Genomic DNA, 2356 nt, shown 5'->3' on the forward strand with positions numbered 1-2356 from the left:
TCTGTCGGCAGAAGCCGCTATATTGTGGCTGCAAAACACTTAGCATGCTTTGACATAATAAGCAATATGTGGTTCTTGCAGTAGCTTCCGGTATGGGAAGTTTTAGTTATTAACACAAAAACGCCAATCCACTCATTCCAGTGAATTGACGTTTTACATAATTGAAGTTTATTTCTTTATGAAATTGCTGTATTCTTATGTGTGTTTCTGTTCTTTGCCGCCAGTCGAAATGCCTTCTCCATTGCAGGAGTAAGTTCCGGTGAATCATCATCATATACTATTTCTCTTTTGGCTGCTTCTTGTATCTGCTTAATCTGTTCCGCAGTTGGTTTTTGATCTCTAGTTAAAGTAGCTGTCTTGATCATAATAAATACTCCTTTCTGTTTTAGTTGCTATTCTCGCTGATATCAACCGAATATTCTCCTTTCGTTCGGTATACACAACAAAAATCACATCATTAACCATACCAATTGTATTATACCTATCTTCTTCCTTACTATGCTCCATATCGTAAATCTCAATTCTTTGAAGATCATTAAATACTAACATGGCAGTTTCAAAGTCAATACCGTGTTTGGCAAAATTGATTTTATTTTTTTCATCATCCCATTCAAAATTCATATATTCTCCCCCCTTATCATTATTTTATAGCAAAACCATCTTCTTTACAACTATAAACTTAAAATGCCATTTTAATCTATTTACTATTTATGTATTTGCTGCAGCCGCCTGTCATATAGTAATACTAATCACTAACAAGCTCCTAAAGAGCTTTCGGAAATGAGGATCCTTATGAGAAAGAACCGTTGGGCGTTTTACATAAGACTGAGCCGCGAGGACGGTGACCGCGCAGAAAGTTTAAGTGTCGTGCACCAAAAATTGAAGCTTTCCGAGTATGCTAAGACGCACCCGGAACTGACACCGTATAGCTGGTATATTGACGACGGTTACACTGGGACCAACTACGACCGCCCGGCATTTCTGCGTCTGCTGCAAGACATTGAAGCCGGTCATATATGCGGTGTTTTGGTGAAAGATCTGTCGCGATTGGGAAGAAATAATGTTAAAACAAGTCATTATGTCCATGAATATTTTCCGGGGCATAAAGTGCGTTTTATTGCTATCGATGATGCTGTAGATAAAGATTTTTTTGACATTGATACGAGTAAAGATATGATGATCGATCTCAAAAATATGTTTAATGGATTTTATCCACGGGACATCAGCGCAAAGGTACGCTCGACATTTCGCGCTAAGCAGTGCGCCGGACAATTTATTGGTGCGTTTGCCGCGTATGGCTACCGCAAGTCCCCATCCAATCATAACAAATTGCTGATCGATGAACCGGCCGCTGCGATCGTCCGCCGAATCTTCTGCGAATACCTGTCCGGCATAGGTGCATCACAAATTGCGAAACGATTAAATGAGGAGCAGATTCCCTGTCCCTCTCTTTACAAACAAATGCACGAAATGGCCTATCACAATGCCAACGTATGCCCCGGAAATGGCTGGACATACAGTAGCGTGCGCAACATTCTCCGCAACCCGGTCTACACCGGGAATATGGTACAAAACCGTTCTTTTCGTCAAGTCTGCAGTAAAAAGGCACTCCCCCTGCCTCCGGAACAATGGATCACGGTAGAGGCAACGCACCCGGCAATCGTGTCTTCGGAACTGTTCGACCGGGTGAACACTCTGCTGTCACACGCTCCAAGACAACCACAGAAACGATACGTACATCTTTTTGCCGGGTTGCTTCACTGTGCAGACTGTGGTGGGAGCATGGTCCGTATATGCCGCAACGGTACCGTTCGTTTTCGATGCGGTACCTATAACCGGCTTGGTCTGCGGGGATGTACTTCACATTCGGTATGTGAAACTGCTCTTACTAATGCTGTACGAAACGACCTTGAAGCACATGGCATTCCTCTGCCCGCTGAAAGCTCGCTAAACCGTGCCCTCGTGTGTTCTGTGATCCGTCAGATCACAATTCATGAAGATGGTTCCGCAGATATCTCTTATTTAAATTAAATTTCTTATTCATTACTCAAACATCGCACAGCAATAATTACCATGTTGTCACATATTGCTTATTATGTAAGTAAAATAATAGCTATTTTGCAGCCAATAATGTAAATTATTCTGCCATCAAGAAACTAAGACAATTGCCGCAGAACGCAGAGTTTTTACGTGATTTCTTATTTTGTTAAGTCTCTGATGAATACATGCCTGAAGGAGTGTTTGAGATGTCCCGGTTTAGCAAGGTATCATCCATTTTTGGACGGGACGCTTTCGCTACGATGCGCTACGTCACGTTACTTAATGTCTCTGAAATACGAGACATAAGTAACGACGA

At 42.0% G+C, this 2356-nt stretch carries 3 protein-coding genes; 1 reads left to right on the forward strand and 2 read right to left on the reverse strand.

The annotated features are described in order from the left end of the window. Positions 1-176 precede the first annotated feature (176 nt). Positions 177-365 carry a hypothetical protein gene (locus DW981_RS14435; RefSeq protein ID WP_118508228.1) on the reverse strand — a complete coding sequence of 63 codons (189 nt, stop codon included), beginning with the start codon at positions 363-365 and terminating at the stop codon, positions 177-179. Then, the gene (locus tag DW981_RS14440; RefSeq protein ID WP_118508229.1) at positions 340-621 is read right to left on the reverse strand and encodes a BrnT family toxin; all 282 of its coding nucleotides are present in this window, start codon (positions 619-621) and stop codon (positions 340-342) included. The genes DW981_RS14435 and DW981_RS14440 overlap by 26 nt, the downstream gene beginning before the upstream one ends. 171 nt (positions 622-792) lie before the next feature. Here DW981_RS14440 and DW981_RS14445 point away from each other — a divergent pair, with 171 nt between their 5' ends. Further along, positions 793-2031, forward strand: coding sequence for a recombinase family protein (locus DW981_RS14445; protein WP_022024773.1), 1239 nt, complete (start codon positions 793-795; stop codon positions 2029-2031). Positions 2032-2356 lie beyond the last annotated feature (325 nt).

It is taken from the genome of Clostridium sp. AM49-4BH (assembly GCF_003478335.1).
Lineage (GTDB): Bacteria > Bacillota > Clostridia > Lachnospirales > Lachnospiraceae > Butyribacter.

Excerpts from the sequence above, each read along its gene's own strand:
- DW981_RS14445 (WP_022024773.1), top strand. The coding sequence starts at position 793 with ATGAGAAAGAACCGTTGGGCGTTTTACATAAGACTGAGCCGCGAGGAC.
- DW981_RS14440 (WP_118508229.1), bottom strand. The coding sequence starts at position 621 with ATGAATTTTGAATGGGATGATGAAAAAAATAAAATCAATTTTGCCAAA.
- DW981_RS14435 (WP_118508228.1), bottom strand. The coding sequence starts at position 365 with ATGATCAAGACAGCTACTTTAACTAGAGATCAAAAACCAACTGCGGAA.